We start from the raw sequence: 14,567 nt of genomic DNA on the forward strand, positions 1-14,567 counted from the left end.
CTTTGGTTTAATGAATATTCTTGAAATGACACTTATGATTTTGCTTGCCAAGTATAAAAGATTTATTCGTTGAAGAATAGGAAAGAATATGAAGATTCCCAACAGAAAGCATCTAAAACAAGCAATTGGCTTAATAAAACAACAAGATATATTTTCATTTGTTTGGCTAGATGAGTTACATCGTGTTCAATCTGTTTGTTTAACTGGGCAACAAGGCGATATTTTTTCTCAGTTATTACCTCATTTACCCCAAAAAAGCAGCCAATATTGTTTTATTGGTGCTATTTCACCTCATTTGACTTGGTCTAAAACGCTTATTCTACCGCAGATACTCAATACCCAAGAATGTGAACAACAATGTCGTTTTATTTTGCAAAAAGAGTTACCGATTCCTTTGGATGAATTATGGTTTGATTATCTGACCACGCCATTAAAACAAGGTTTTCGTTTGGATATAACGGCTATTCGGATACAAAGTGCAAAGGCTGAATTAGCAAAATATCTACCGTTAAAATTGACCGCACTTGATTTACTGAATCACAGTATTTTACGTGCATTTTATGCCATTTTAGGCCAAGAGCCGACTAACACCTTATTTTTATATCAAGATCAGCAAGGTTGCCTTGCTGTTTGTGAACGATTGCAACAAAGGCAGGTTTTGCAATCTCAAAGTAATTTATATGAACTTTATCAACAATTCGTCCAACGATTCCCTGAAACGATAGAACAAGTTTATGTATACCAAACACCCGATATGTTGAATTCACACGCAATCCAATTACTGCCTACGAATTGGCAACGCATCGAAACAGATTTACCTTTTATCGCTTTAGGTAATGCACTGTGGCAAACCGATTTGAAACTCGTGGATTTATCCTCAAAAAACAATCACACTTTTGCCTCCAGACAATTCGGAGAGTGGTGATGTTTAGCCTTAATTTATTGCCTTGGCGCTTAGAACAACATCAAAAGGCTTTTCGTCTTTTTATGTGGCAAAGTTTAATTTGGCTCGTTTGCTCAGTATTGATTCTTTTGGGATTGAGCCAACTTAACACACAACAATTGCAAGTTCTAAATCAGATAAAAGAAAATCTGATACAGATAACGAATCAAGTTCATCAAAAACGCATTCAAGTTCAACAACTACAACGAGACTTGAAAGAAATGAATGAACTGACTGAAATGGATACAGAATATGTGTATCGCATGCTTAATTTATTAAGTGAGCTACCATTACAACAAGGCGAGTTAGATGAATTTACGCTCAATGCTAAGCAAGTTGTGCTTTCAGGGATGACAGAAAGCCAAAAAGAATTTGAAGCGATACATCAATTTCTTAAACAGCATTTTACAACGGTTAATTTGACCAAGCTTGAACCAGTGCAAAGTCAGTTATTCTTTCAATTTGATATCCAGTTATCGGAGTCTGTGCAATGAGAGGTCTTATCAATGAGATTGTTCAAAAAAGTGCACAAAGTTGGTTTGGGAGATGGCTTCGATTACCTCAAATGGTTCATGCTACCTTTTGGTTGAGTTCATTAAGTGCGGTCATCTTTTTACCTGTTTTTCGTTATGTTGAAAATAACCATGAACGACATCGACTTGATACAGAATTGAGTTTTCAGCAACAAGAGTGGGATAAACAGGAAAAAATTTTTCAGGCTTTAAAGCAAAAATTAGGAACTCAACAACTTTCTCCTGAACTCGCTAATTCAGTTTTACCGATCAATCAGCATGTTCAGACGTTATTAAATGGGCGACTTCGAGCGTTGGATTTACGTTGGGATTTTTCTCAACAAACTTTGTTGCATTTGTCGTTACAAGGCTATTTTGTCGATTTACAGCAATTTTTGACCGCACTTTTAAGGGATATTCCTATACTTTCTGTCACTCAATTAAGCATTGAGAAATTAGATGAAGAAGAAAATGCGTCTATTACAGGCGAGTTAATTTTCCAACTAAATAAGGACAAGTAATGAAAAAGCTCTTCTTAATCTTGATTGCAATTTTTTCTGTATCAGCATTTTCACGAGATCCTTTTGTTCGGAAACAAAGAGAACAAACCGAATATCCAAAAGAGGGGCTCACCCTACCGCTAGTGTCGGCTTGCGTGTATTCGGAGCTGAGACTGGCGGAGGAACGCCCATTGGCTCAGTTACACATTGTGGGTGTCGTGCAATACGGGAAACAGGCAGAAGTGTTCTTTAATGATGATGGGGATATTCTTTCCGCTCAAGTAGGACAGAGAATTGGAAAGGAAGCCTATTTAATCGAAAAAGTGAGTAAAAATAGCGTGACGCTTCAAAGTTATAAAGCCGGGCAATGTGAACAAACGACCTCAATCATAATGAGATTTTAAAATGATAAAGCAGAAAATAAAAACAAAGTGCGGTCAGTTTTTAATGTGTTTTTTGATCCTATGGACAACTTACTCATCGGCAGAAAGTCGCATCTTTTCACTTCGCTTAAAACAAGCTCCCATGGTGGCTACACTTTAGCAAATTGCTCTTGAGCAAAATACCAATTTAATGATTGATGATGAATTAGAAGGAACGCTTTCATTGCAATTAGATAACGTAGATTTTGATCGTTTATTGCGTGCTGTCGCAAAAATCAAAGGACTCTCTTTTTATCAAGAAAATGATATTTATTATTTAGGCAAGGCTTCTCAACATGAACAATATACTGAAAAAATGGATGAACCAGTAGCAATCGTCGGCGAAAGTTTGCCTAGTGAAATGCCACTTGTGAGTACAACGGTTAAATTGCATTTTGCCAAAGCTTCTGATGTGATGAAATCGTTAACAACAGGGAGTGGTTCTTTGCTTTCACCTAGCGGCACAATTACATTTGATGATCGAAGCAATGTGTTACTGATTCAGGATGATGCACGTTCTATCAAAAATATCAAAAAATTAATTGCAGAGCTGGATAAACCCATTGAACAAATTGTCATCGAAGCACGTATTGTGACGATTACTGATGAAAGCCTGAAAGAGTTAGGTGTACGTTGGGGCATTTTTAATCCGACTGAGGCTGCCCATCGAGTGAGTGGCAGTCTAGATGCGAATGGTTTTAGTAATATCAGTAATAATTTAAATGTGAATTTTGCGACAACAGTCACGCCAGCTGGCTCATTAGCACTTCAAGTCGCTAAAATTAATGGCCGATTATTAGACTTAGAATTGACTGCACTTGAACGTGAAAATAACGTAGAAATTATTGCGAGCCCTCGCTTACTCACGACCAATAAGAAAAGTGCAAGTATCAAACAAGGGACGGAAATTCCTTATGTAGTGACGAACGGGAAAAATGACACCCAATCAGTGGAGTTTCGAGAAGCTGTGTTGGGATTGGAAGTCACACCGCATATTTCAAAGGATAATAATATCTTATTGGATTTATTAGTCAGTCAAAATTCCCCGGGAAACCGTGTGGCTTATGGGCAAGGTAACGAAGTCGTGTCTATTGATAAACAAGAAATTAATACACAAGTTTTTGCTAAAGATGGGGAAACGATTGTATTAGGTGGTGTATTCCACGATACGATCACAAAAGGAATTGATAAAGTGCCGCTATTGGGTGATATTCCAGGTATTAAGCGCTTATTTAGTAAGGAAAGTGAACGTCATCAAAAGCGAGAGCTTGTAATTTTTGTGACTCCTCATATTTTAAAACAAGGTGAAAGAATGGAAATGGCTAAGAAAGAAAAGCATTTTAAGCAAATTGAAAAAGCGAAAAAATAAAGTGCGGTCAATTTCTCTGATGTTTTCTCATTTTTTTCAATTTAGCTGTGTGTATTGCAAGGGATCTATTCATCTTGGTCGAAATGGATTGTGCAGTCGATGTCAGAAGCAAATTAAAACTTTCCCTTATTGTGGGCGATGTGGTTCACCCTTGCAGCATTATGCAATGGGCTGTGGACATTGTTTGAGAAATGAACCCGCTTGGGATCGTATTGTGATTATTGGGCATTACCTCGAACCGCTTTCTTCACTTATTCATCGTTTTAAATTTCAAAAACAGTTTTGGTTAGATCGCTGTTTATCGCGTTTGCTTTATCTTGCGGTGAGAGAGGCAAGACGAACGCATGAGCTCTTTCTGCCACAGGCGATTATCCCTGTACCGCTATATCATTTTCGACAGTGGCAACGTGGCTATAACCAGGCTGATTTATTAGCGAACTGGTTGAGTCGTTGGTGTGATGTGCCTAACTGTCATCATGTGGTGAAACGAATTAAACACACCCACACTCAGCGAGGTTTAAGTGCGAAAGATCGACGATATAATCTACAAAATGCTTTTACAGTGAATACCAAAAAGTCTTTTCCTTATGAACGTGTTGCGTTGGTGGATGATGTGATTACAACCGGCTCAACGTTGGCAGAGATAGCCAAACAGCTTCGAAAATTAGGCGTAAAAGAAATTCAAGTGTGGGGCTTAGCGAGAGCCTAAATTTTTAAAGATAGGATTTATCTATATTTATAAAAATAGGAATAAATATAGAAAAAATTACCATATAGGAGTATCATTCTTGATATATTGCATCAAGTATTAGGATTTTATTTATGGAACAAATTTTTATTTCAGATGCTGCACAAGCACATTTTCGGAAACTTTTAGATACACAAGAAGAAGGTACCAATATTCGTATTTTTGTTGTGAATCCGGGTACGCCAGGAGCAGAATGTGGCGTGTCTTATTGCCCACCAAATTCAGTTGAAGCGACTGATACTGAAATGAAATACGATACTTTTTCAGCATTTGTAGATGAAATTAGTTTACCGTTTTTAGAAGATGCGGAAATTGATTATGTAACAGAAGAGCTCGGTGCTCAGCTTACTTTAAAAGCACCTAACGCAAAAATGCGTAAAGTTGCAGATGATGCGCCTTTAATTGAGCGCGTAGAGTACGTGATCCAAACACAAATCAACCCACAATTAGCCAGCCATGGCGGTAAAATCACGTTAATTGAAATTACCGATGATGGTTATGCTGTTCTACAATTTGGTGGTGGCTGTAACGGTTGTTCAATGGTTGATGTCACCTTAAAAGACGGGGTGGAGAAACAGTTAGTTTCGCTCTTCCCGAATGAATTAAAAGGTGCACGAGACGTAACAGAACACCAACGTGGTGAACATTCTTATTATTAAGAATAGAAGAAAAAAGAGGGCGAATGATTCGCCCTTTTATTTTTTAAGCGGCAGATAATTTCTGTAACAACCTATCCATCGCCCGATATCCTAGCGCTTCTGCTAAATGAGGTTGTTGTATTTCTTTGTCACCATTTAAATCAGCAATTGTGCGTGAGACTTTTAAAATCCGATGATAGGCTCTCACTGAAAGTCCAAGCTTGTTCAGTGCATTCTCAAGGAATAATGAATCTTTATCTTGTAATTTACAGTCTCGTTCAATTTCTTTGCTTGAAAGATACGCATTGATTTTACCGGCTCGAGCAAGTTGCATTTCCCTCACTTTTAACACTTTTTCTCGTACTTGTTGGCTTGTCTGACCTCTATCTCCTGTATTCTGTAAGCTGCCTTGTGGCAGAAGCGGTACTTCAATAGATAAATCAAAGCGATCTAAAAATGGCCCCGAAAGTCGGTTTAAATAACGCATCACTTGCTGTGGCGAGGTGCGATTATGTGTTCCAGTGTAATGCCCGGTTGGACTTGGATTCATCGCGGCAACGAGTTGAAAACGAGCGGGGAATTGGATTTTTGCATTGGCACGTGAAATAATAATTTCTCCACTTTCTAATGGCTGGCGAAGTGCATCAAGCACTTTACGCTCAAACTCAGGCAATTCATCAAGAAAAAGTACGCCGTTATGTGCGAGCGATATTTCGCCTGGTTTGGGAATGGTTCCTCCACCTACTAAGGCAGGTAATGAGGCGCTATGATGTGGTGCTCGAAACGGACGTTGTTTCCAGTTATGAAAATTTAATTCATTTTGTACTAAACTCGTAACCGAAGCGGTTTCAATCGCTTCTAAATCCGTCATTTCAGGTAGCAATGCAGTGAGACGACTTGCCAACATGGTTTTACCCGTCCCAGGTGGCCCTAAAAAGAGTAGGTTGTGCTGGCCTGCGGCAGCTATTGTCAGTGCTCGTTTAGCGTGTTGCTGACCAATAATATCGGTCAAATCTAAGTGATTTTTAGCTGAAAATCCGACCTCACTTTCTTGTGCGAGTAATGAGGCCAAAGGTAATTTTTCTTGATTATTTAAGAATTGCACAACTTCTAACAGGTTTTTAGCGAAATAAGTCTCTTGCTCTGAGACAAGTGAAGCTTCATTGGCATTTTGATAAGCGATAATGGGGGCGCGTTTCGCTTTTTGTGCTGCTAAAATAGCAGGAATCACACCGTGTACACCGCGTAATTCACCCGTTAATGCAAGTTCACCAACGAATTCAAACTGTTTTAAACGGCTGCCATCAAGTTGATCTGATGCAGCTAAAATACCGATTGCAATGGGTAAATCAAATTGTCCCCCTTCTTTGGGTAGATCGGCGGGTGCAAGGTTAACGGTGATACGTTTGGCAGGATATTTGAACTGGGCATTTATTAATGCACTTCTGACACGATCTTGCGCTTCTTTTACGGTTTTTTCAGGTAGACCAACTAAGGTAAATCCAGGCTTTCCGTTACTTAAGTGTACCTCAATGGTAACAAGAGGGGCTTGTACACCCATTGATGCACGGCTATAAACAATGGCAAGAGACATTCAGATTCCTTAAAGTGCGGTCAAAAATAATTAGATTTTCGCACTATAAAAAAAGCACAGAATGAAATCATGCATCCTATGCTTTTTTTGCGATCGAGATCGCAGAAATCATTTTTTTCTTGATAAAAAGCTACACAAAAAGTGGGGCAAACCAACCATCTAATTTGGCCGCTAATTTATCAATACCAATTTTATTTTGTGCAGAAAAAGCCTCGACTTGAATATCACCTTGGAAGGGTAAAATAGCTTCACGCACCATTTTGACTTGTTTGCTACGTGCGCTTTGGCTGAGTTTATCCGCTTTAGTTAAAAGTAACATAACCGATAAATCAGCAGAAACAGCCCATTCAATCATTTGTTGGTCGAGATCTTTTAAAGGGTGGCGAATATCCATTAAAACAACAAGTCCGCCTAAACATTCGCGTTTTTGCAAATATTCCCCAAGGGATTTTTGCCACTCGATTTTCATTTTCTCAGGAACAGCAGCATAACCATAGCCGGGTAAGTCCACCAGTTTACAATTCGGCTCTACTTCAAAAAGGTTGATGAGCTGTGTACGACCAGGTGTTTTAGACGTTCTGGCTAAGCTTTTTTGATTGGTTAATGCATTAAGTGCGGTTGATTTTCCTGCATTTGAGCGTCCTGAAAAAGCAATTTCAATCCCTGTATCTTCTGGGATAGAACGAATATTGGGCGCACTCGTGAGAAAATGAGTTTTATGATAATTCAGTTTAATTTCAGACATAATAGTTCCTTTTATCAATTGACCCTAGCATATCACAAATAAAAAATTGCTGAAATGATGAGAGAATGCGGACTTTGCATGATTTAAACATTTTTAATTAATTAGGTATTCCACAAGAATATCAAAATAAATCGCGTTTTATTCAAAATTCTCATATGTTGTAGAATTTGTAATTTAAATTCTCTTGTGCAGTGTTTATTTATAAAAAAATCTGCATCTCAATTGTTGGTTGGTGAGTCCAACTTTGGGGGATGCAGATCATTTTAACCGCACTTTTTGCTTTATAAGACTTTTAAACAAGCCACAAAATGGCTGTTGTTTTGGCTGGTGAAAGGTGGTTTTTGTTTCGCACAATTTTCATCAGCTTTCAGACAGCGGGTACGGAACACGCAACCAGACGGCGGATTAATTGGCGAAGGCAAATCACCTTCAAGTAATTCGATGGATTTATTGCGTTCCAATTTTGGATCGGGAATTGGAACTGCAGACATTAAGGCTTTGGTATAAGGATGTTTGGTATTGTTATATACCTCCTCATCGCTGCCTAATTCCATGGCATTGCCTAAATACATCACCAACACGCGGTCAGAAATATGTTTTACCACCGCTAAATCATGAGCGATAAAAATTAAGGAAAGCCCCATTTCTTTTTGCAGGGATTTCAATAAATTCACCACTTGAGCCTGAATCGACACATCTAACGCAGAAACGGGTTCATCACAAATGATCATTTTAGGCTCAATGATTAACGCGCGAGCAATACCGATACGCTGACATTGGCCCCCTGAAAACTCATGCGGATAGCGGTTAATCAAGTTGGGTAAAAGCCCGACTTTCAACATCATTGCTTGCACTTTTTCTTTCACTTCTGCAGCACTTAAGTGCGGTTGGTAGATCTTTAATGGCTCAGCAATGATTTCGCCAATATTCATTCGCGGATTGAGAGAGGCGAGCGGGTCTTGGAAAATCATTTGAATGTCTTTACGCGTTTCTTTCCATTGTTTTGCTGATTGTTTTCGTAAATTTTTACCAAGCCACAAGATTTCCCCTTCACTCGCTTCGACTAAACCGATAATAGCGCGTGCAAGTGTGGATTTACCGCAACCAGATTCACCCACTACGCCGAGGGTTTCACCCGCGTAAAGTTTAAAAGACACATCCTTCACTGCTTTTAAGGTTTGCGGTTTGGCGAAGAAAAGAGATTTCTCATTTTTAATTTTAAAACTGACGCCTAAGTGATTGACTTCAAGGAGTAATTCTTTGTTGTTTGAGACTGTCATAGGGTAAATTTCTCCACGGGTAACCAACAATTGCGTAATTGACCTTCATTAAATGCGGTCAGTTTTGGCGCAGTTTGGCATTGTTCGGTAGCAAATTGGCAACGTGGTGAGAACGGGCAACCTTTTGGCAAATGCAGTAAATTCGGTGGATTACCAGGAATGGTTACCAAGTGTTCTTCATTGCCGTCTAAGCGAGGAATCGCATCCATTAAGCCAATGGAATAAGGATGAGTCGGATGATAGAAAATTTGTTCTGCCGTGCCGTATTCCATGGTTCGTCCAGCATACATCACCATGACTTGATCGCAGATACCTGCCACTACACCAAGATCATGGGTAATCATAATAATCGCAGTATTAAATTCGCGTTTTAACTCATTTAACAAGGTCATGATTTGTGCTTGAACCGTCACGTCCAAAGCAGTGGTTGGTTCATCAGCAATGAGTAGTTTTGGACGACATAGTAAGGCCATCGCAATCATCACTCGTTGACGCATACCACCCGAAAATTCATGAGGATACATGCCCATGCGTTTTTTTGCTTCTGGCATTTTAACTGCATCCAACATTTTCACGGATTCGGCAAAGGCAGTTTGTTTATCATAACCTTTGTGCAGTTGCAGCACTTCAATGAGTTGTTCACCGATTTTCATGTATGGGTTGAGTGATGTCATTGGATCTTGGAAAATCATGGAAATTTGCTCGGCGCGGATTTTATTCAACTCAGCATTCGGTAAATTAACTAATTCTTTACCTTCAAAAATGGCCGAACCTTCCACTTCACCGTTGGCTGCCAATAAACCCATTAAAGCAAAGGCTGTTTGTGACTTACCAGAACCACTTTCACCTACAATACCGAGCGTACTCCCAGCATTAAGCGTAAAGTTTAACTCATTCACTGCTGTGACGACGCCATCTGGTGTTTTGAAGCGAACGTAGAGATTTTTTACATCTAATAAAGGATTCATTATTCGCTCCTATCTATCTTTCGGATCGAGTGCATCACGCAACCCGTCACCGATAAAGTTAAAACAAAATAGGGTAAGGCAAAGGAAAAATGCCGGGAAAATTAATAACCAAGGCGAGACCTCCATTTGTGCAGCTCCATCACTTAAGAGTGCACCCCAGCTACTCATTGGCTCTTGAGTCCCTAATCCTAAGAAACTTAAGAATGATTCAAATAGAATGAGTCCAGGTACTTCAAGTGAGGCATACACTGCTACTAAGCCTAATACATTCGGAATAATGTGTTTCAAAATGATTTGGCGACGAGGTACGCCACAAACAATGGCGGCTTCGACGAATTCTTTATTTTTTAGGCTGAGGGTTTGTCCACGCACGATACGTGCAAGACCAAGCCAAGCAATGGCCCCGATTGCGATAAAAATTAAGAAAATGTTTTGGCCAAAAAGGGTCACTAACAAAATGACGAAAAACATAAATGGAAATGAGCTGAGAATCTCTAAAAAGCGCATCATCAACATATCTGTTTTACCGCCTACATAACCGGAAATAGCCCCATAAATTGTGCCTATAGTTACGGAAATGAAAGCACCAGCAATACCGACCAATAAGGAAATACGTCCACCGATAGCAGTACGTACCAATAAGTCGCGACCCGAGGCATCGGTACCGAAGAAGTGATAGCCTTCCATTGTTGGTGGGGAGCTCATCATATTCCAATCGGTATCTTCATAGGTAAAGGGGAAGAACCAAGGCGCTACGGTAATAAATACAATAATAAACGCTAGAATAATCAGACTGGCAACGGCCGCTTTGTTGCGGAAAAAACGGCGTTTCGCATCTTGCCATAGACTGCGGCCTTCTAGTTGCATTTCTTCAATACGGTCAGCCACTTGTTCCACAAAATCCGCATTTTTCTGATTAATCGGCTGAGTACGATAATCTGTCATAACTTATCCTTAATAACGAATTTTTGGATCGATGATGGCGTATAAAATATCCACAATCGCATTAAATAAAATGGTTAATGTGCCCACTAAAATAGTGAGACTCAAAACTAAAGAATAATCGCGGTTTAATGCGCCGTTTACAAATAATAACCCCATGCCAGGTAAACCAAATACGCTTTCGATAACCATTGAGCCGGTAATAATCCCTACGAAAGCGGGGCCTAAATAGGTTATCACGGGTAAAAGAGCAGGGCGCAAAGCATGTTTTAAAATGATTCTTGAAGTAGAAAGTCCTTTAGCTTTGGCGGTCCGAATAAAGTTGGAATGCAGCACTTCAATCATCGAGCCACGCATGATACGCGCAATCCCTGCAACATAAGCGATAGTTAAGGAGGCTACAGGTAAGATCATATACATAGCGGTACCTCCGTTCCAACCGCCAGCGGGTAGCCATCCCAAATAAATGGCGAAAATCAGCACTAAGACTGGTGCGAAGACGAAGCTTGGCATAATGACGCCAAGCATCGAGAAACTCATCAAAATATAATCCCAACGACTATTTTGATTGAGCGCAGCGAGCGTACCCGCTGTTACCCCTAATACGACAGCAAAGGCGAAGGCCACCATGCCCAATTTAATGGAAACCGGGAAAGCAGACGCGATTAAATCATTGACTGATTGGTCTTTATATTTAAAAGAGGGACCAAAATCTCCTTTGGAAAGATTTTCTAAATAAAGGAAATATTGTTTATATAATGGTTCATTTAAATGATACTTCGCTTCGATATTCGCCATCACTTCTGGCGGATAAGCACGTTCAGAGGTGAACGGGCTACCAGGGGCGAGGCGCATCAAAAAGAAAGAAAAAGTAATTAAAATAAACAGCGTCGGCAAGGCTTCCAACAGCCGTTTAAAAATAAACTTGAGCATAACAACTCCAACAAAATGGGCGAAAAGTGCGGTCAAAAAACACGACGATTTTTAACCGCACTTAAATACTAGCAACGAATTAATGTTTAATAATATAAAGGTTACGTAAGTAGATGTGATCTTGCGGATCTTTGCCTGAATAACCTTTTACGTAAGGTTTCACTAAGCGTGGATTCACATAGTTAAAGATTGGTACGATCCCGTAATCTTTTGCAAGAATTTCTTCGGCTTTCGCATAAGCTTTTGCACGACCTTCTGCATCCGTTGCGACATAAGATTCAGCAATGGCTTTATCATATTCTGGGTTCGCGTATTTCGCGGTATTGTTACTCGAATTAGATAAGAAATAGTTGCCGAATGTTGTTGCTTGGTTGTAATCCGCATTCCACCCAGCACGCGCCACATCATAACGACCTGCACGACGGCTATCGATGTAAGTTTTCCACTCTTGGTTTTCTAATTTCACATCAATTAAACCTTTAGTGTTCGCTTTCCACATAGAAGCTGCAGCAATAGCCACTTTTTTGTGATTTTCATTGGTATTGTAAAGAATGCTGAATTTCAATGGATTTGCTTTGCTGTAACCAGCTTCTTCTAAGAGTTTAATGGCTTCTTCATTACGTTGAGCCATCGGTTCTTTTGAATAAGTAGGTTGTTGAATGAGATGACCTTCTTCGATGTAAGTTGGGGTAAACACATAGGTTGGTGTTTGACCTTGACCCAATACTTTATCGGTGATCACATGACGATCAAGGGATAAGTTCAAGGCTTTACGAATATTCACGTTATCAAAAGGCGCTTTCTTGTTGTTTAATTCATAAGAATAAGTTGCTAGGGTACGAGTAATGTATACTTCACCTGGCAATTCTTTTTGTAATTTAGCGAATTGTTCAGGCGGTAAACCATAACTGGTCATGTCTAAATCGCCCGCACGATAACGCGCCACATCGGTACTCGGGTTCTCAATAGCGAGAAATGTTGCGCTATTGATTACGGTTTCTTTATCGTTCCAATAAAGTGGGTTACGTTCAAATTCGATTTTTTCGTTAATGATGTGGTTAGCGAGCTTATACGCACCGTTACCCACGTAGTTTTCTTTTTTCACCCATGCATCACCCAATTTTTCGACTACTTTTTGTGGTAATGGCAATAAGGATTGGTGAGTGGTTAAACTGACCGCATAAGGCACAGGATTGGTTGCATGAATAACAAAGGTGTAATCATCTTTTGCTTCCACGCCTAATTCAACTGGTTTTTTCTTGCCGTCAATAATGTCTTGCGCATTTTCAACTTGTAAATAACTTAAGTAGCTCGCGTAAGGTGCGGCAGTTGCAGGATCCACTAAACGACGCCACGCAAATACGAAGTCGTGTGCAGTAACAGGATCGCCGTTTGACCATTTAGCATCTTTACGTAAATGGAATGTCCAGGTTTTGAAGTCAGGTGTATTTTCCCAGCTTTCAGCCACACCCGGTTGAAGTTTACCTTCAGAGTCTGAGGTGACTAAGCCTTCAAGTAATTGATAAGCGACGTTAGATTCCGGCACACCTTCGGTTTTTTGAGGGTCAAAACTTTGTGGTTCAGCCCCGTTATTGATCACGATATGTTGTTTTTCATTTAATTGTGTTCCCTCAGGTACTATAACTGCTTGCGCAGAATAGGAAAGAGCAAGAGTGATTGCAGAGAAGAGTAGTTTGTGTTGCATTTGAGCCTCCTTGTTATTAGGTGATATTTTTATAAGAGTCTTCCACTTATTAGCTCAAAAATTTATTTTTGTAAAGATTTGCAAGGGGATTATTTGAACAAATATTGAGTTTTGTGATTTGTGTCTAATAAATTGCGAAAAAATTGCTAAAAGTGATGATATGAGAAAGGAAATCTACAATGTATTGGTTTTTCCTATCGTAAATATTTTCCTTGATAAATTACCTTTTTAAGGTTAATTATGCTATCGTAGCCCAATTAGATTTAAACAAGTCCATTCAAGGAGAATACAATGACAACACAGTTAGATTCACTTCGTAATATGACCGTCGTCGTAGCGGATACTGGCAATATTGATGCAATCAAAAAATATCAACCACAAGATGCAACAACAAACCCATCTTTAATTTTAAGTGCTTCAGCATTACCACAATATGCCCTATTAATTGATGAAGCGGTTGCTTATGCAAAAGCACAAAGTGCAGATAAAGCACAACAATTAATTGATGCAGAAGATAAATTAGCGGTAAACATTGGCTTAGAAATTTTAAAAATTGTTCCAGGACGCATTTCAACAGAAGTAGATGCTCGCCTTTCTTACGATACTCAAGCAACCGTTGAAAAAGCACGTAAACTTATCGCACTTTATAATGCGGCGGGTATTTCAAATGATCGTATTTTGATCAAAATTGCTTCAACATGGCAAGGTATCCGTGCGGCAGAAATTCTTGAAAAAGAAGGTATTAACTGTAACTTAACCTTATTATTCTCTGAAGCGCAAGCTCGTGCGTGTGCTGAAGCGGGTGTTTATTTAATTTCGCCATTTGTAGGTCGTATTTTAGACTGGTACAAAGCAAATACCGATAAAAAAGAATATGCTCCAGCAGAAGACCCTGGCGTAATTTCTGTTACCAAAATCTATAATTACTACAAAGAATATGGCTACAACACCGTTGTGATGGGCGCAAGCTTCCGTAATGTAGGAGAAATTACTGAACTTGCAGGTTGCGATCGTTTAACCATTGCACCGGCATTACTCAAAGAATTACAAGAAAATTCAACCGCACTTGTACGCAAACTAGACTACAAAGGTGAAGTAAAAGCGAAACCTCAACCATTAACTGAAGCGGAGTTCTACTGGCAACATAATAGCGATGCGATGGCTGTTGAGAAATTAGCGGATGGTATTCGCAAATTTGCAGTTGACCAAGAGAAACTAGAAGCAATGCTTTCAGCAAAACTATAATTTTGAAAATATGAAAGTGCGGT

15 protein-coding genes are annotated in these 14,567 nt (G+C 39.4%); 8 read left to right on the forward strand and 7 right to left on the reverse strand.

The window, feature by feature from the left end; all coding sequences use genetic code 11:
- Positions 1 to 88 precede the first annotated feature (88 nt).
- The 7 genes from EL215_RS03810 (at position 89) to nfuA (ending at position 5,153) form a co-directional block, all read left to right on the forward strand.
- Positions 89 to 925, forward strand: coding sequence for a pilus assembly protein PilM (locus tag EL215_RS03810; RefSeq protein WP_126470287.1), 837 nt, complete (start codon positions 89 to 91; stop codon positions 923 to 925).
- Entirely contained in the window at positions 925 to 1,437 is a 513-nt protein-coding gene (locus tag EL215_RS03815) for a PilN family protein (protein WP_126470289.1), read from the forward strand. Before EL215_RS03810 ends, EL215_RS03815 begins: the two co-directional genes overlap by 1 nt.
- The gene (locus EL215_RS03820; protein WP_126470291.1) at positions 1,434 to 1,976 is read left to right on the forward strand and encodes a competence protein ComC; all 543 of its coding nucleotides are present in this window, start codon (positions 1,434 to 1,436) and stop codon (positions 1,974 to 1,976) included. The genes EL215_RS03815 and EL215_RS03820 overlap by 4 nt, the downstream gene beginning before the upstream one ends.
- A complete protein-coding gene (locus EL215_RS03825) occupies positions 1,976 to 2,359 on the forward strand; it encodes a pilus assembly protein PilP (RefSeq protein WP_049357176.1) in 384 nt (127 codons plus the stop codon). Before EL215_RS03820 ends, EL215_RS03825 begins: the two co-directional genes overlap by 1 nt.
- 169 nt (positions 2,360 to 2,528) lie before the next feature.
- Entirely contained in the window at positions 2,529 to 3,746 is a 1,218-nt protein-coding gene (locus EL215_RS03830) for a type IV pilus secretin PilQ (protein ID WP_420026300.1), read from the forward strand.
- 19 nt (positions 3,747 to 3,765) lie between these two features.
- On the forward strand, positions 3,766 to 4,455 hold the full coding sequence (locus EL215_RS03835) for a ComF family protein (RefSeq protein ID WP_126472006.1): 690 nt from the start codon (positions 3,766 to 3,768) through the stop codon (positions 4,453 to 4,455).
- Between the two features lie 113 nt (positions 4,456 to 4,568).
- Positions 4,569 to 5,153, forward strand: coding sequence for a Fe-S biogenesis protein NfuA (gene nfuA / locus EL215_RS03840; RefSeq protein WP_005694707.1), 585 nt, complete (start codon positions 4,569 to 4,571; stop codon positions 5,151 to 5,153).
- Positions 5,154 to 5,196: 43 nt separating this feature from the next.
- Here the strand turns inward: nfuA and EL215_RS03845 are convergent, their stop codons facing one another.
- The 7 genes from EL215_RS03845 to EL215_RS03875 form a co-directional block, all read right to left on the reverse strand.
- Positions 5,197 to 6,726, reverse strand: coding sequence for a YifB family Mg chelatase-like AAA ATPase (locus tag EL215_RS03845; RefSeq protein WP_126470293.1), 1,530 nt, complete (start codon positions 6,724 to 6,726; stop codon positions 5,197 to 5,199).
- A 130-nt stretch (positions 6,727 to 6,856) separates the two neighbouring features.
- Positions 6,857 to 7,471: a ribosome biogenesis GTP-binding protein YihA/YsxC gene (gene yihA, locus EL215_RS03850; protein ID WP_126470295.1), complete on the reverse strand. Its 615-nt coding sequence runs from the start codon at positions 7,469 to 7,471 to the stop codon at positions 6,857 to 6,859.
- Positions 7,472 to 7,752: 281 nt separating this feature from the next.
- Positions 7,753 to 8,751: a murein tripeptide/oligopeptide ABC transporter ATP binding protein OppF gene (oppF, locus tag EL215_RS03855; protein WP_014064663.1), complete on the reverse strand. Its 999-nt coding sequence runs from the start codon at positions 8,749 to 8,751 to the stop codon at positions 7,753 to 7,755.
- Complete coding sequence (locus tag EL215_RS03860; protein ID WP_126470297.1) at positions 8,748 to 9,719, reverse strand: ABC transporter ATP-binding protein; 972 nt, start codon at positions 9,717 to 9,719, stop codon at positions 8,748 to 8,750. Before EL215_RS03860 ends, oppF begins: the two co-directional genes overlap by 4 nt.
- A 9-nt stretch (positions 9,720 to 9,728) precedes the next feature.
- On the reverse strand, positions 9,729 to 10,664 hold the full coding sequence (gene oppC, locus EL215_RS03865; RefSeq protein WP_070868471.1) for an oligopeptide ABC transporter permease OppC: 936 nt from the start codon (positions 10,662 to 10,664) through the stop codon (positions 9,729 to 9,731).
- A 9-nt stretch (positions 10,665 to 10,673) separates the two neighbouring features.
- Positions 10,674 to 11,594, reverse strand: coding sequence for an oligopeptide ABC transporter permease OppB (oppB, locus tag EL215_RS03870; RefSeq protein ID WP_049357190.1), 921 nt, complete (start codon positions 11,592 to 11,594; stop codon positions 10,674 to 10,676).
- 79 nt (positions 11,595 to 11,673) lie between these two features.
- Positions 11,674 to 13,299: an ABC transporter substrate-binding protein gene (locus tag EL215_RS03875; RefSeq protein WP_126470299.1), complete on the reverse strand. Its 1,626-nt coding sequence runs from the start codon at positions 13,297 to 13,299 to the stop codon at positions 11,674 to 11,676.
- A 291-nt stretch (positions 13,300 to 13,590) separates the two neighbouring features.
- Between EL215_RS03875 and tal the strand changes: the two genes are divergently transcribed.
- On the forward strand, positions 13,591 to 14,544 hold the full coding sequence (gene tal / locus EL215_RS03880; protein WP_126470301.1) for a transaldolase: 954 nt from the start codon (positions 13,591 to 13,593) through the stop codon (positions 14,542 to 14,544).
- Positions 14,545 to 14,567: the final 23 nt, after the last annotated feature.

This window comes from Haemophilus parainfluenzae (genome assembly GCF_900638025.1).
Taxonomy (GTDB): Bacteria; Pseudomonadota; Gammaproteobacteria; order Enterobacterales; family Pasteurellaceae; genus Haemophilus_D; species Haemophilus_D parainfluenzae_J.